This is a genomic window from Vibrio sp., from assembly GCF_050299255.1.
Lineage (GTDB): Bacteria > Pseudomonadota > Gammaproteobacteria > Enterobacterales > Vibrionaceae > Vibrio.
The window spans coordinates 1-532 of sequence record NZ_JBNKVP010000212.1 but is presented as its reverse complement, the minus strand read 5'-3'; the positions used below and the strand labels follow the sequence as shown (position 1 = coordinate 532).

The following is a 532-nucleotide window of genomic DNA, read 5'->3' as shown; positions in this document are numbered from 1 at the left end:
CGGATGACACGCAGCGTCACTTGCCCCCCATCGGTAAACTTGATCGCATTACTCAGCAGATTGAGTAACACCTGGCGCAGCCGCGTCTCATCAGCCTGAATTCCTTCCGGTATAGTGCCGGTTGTTTCATAAGCAAAGTGAAGGTTTTTTTCGCCCGCTCGCGAGCGGATGATTTCCGCGATGGTATCCAGGAAGGTGGAAAAATGAATCGTGGTGGGCATGAGCGTCAGCTTGCCCGCTTCAACCTTGGCGGTATCCAGGATGTCATTGATGAGCGTCAGCAGATGCGTGCCGCTCTGGTGAATGATGTTCAGGCCGGCATGGGCTTCCACATCGAGATCATGGCGGCGTTTGAGGATTTGAGCATACCCGAGAATGCCGTTCAGCGGAGTGCGCAGTTCGTGCGACATGTTCGCCAGAAAGGCGCTTTTAGCCCGATTGGCATCTTCAGCGAGTTGCCTGGCGTGCTGGGCTTCGGCAAGCAGCGCTTGTTGTTGCCGCACAAGTAAAGCGCCTTTGAGGGCACTGCTGA

1 protein-coding gene is annotated in these 532 nt (G+C 55.5%); it reads right to left on the bottom strand.

The window, feature by feature from the left end; translation table 11 throughout:
- The coding region (locus ACQY6F_RS19080; protein ID WP_428776707.1) for a histidine kinase dimerization/phospho-acceptor domain-containing protein at window positions 1–503 on the bottom strand (503 nt) is incomplete at its 3' end.
- Window positions 504–532: the final 29 nt, after the last annotated feature.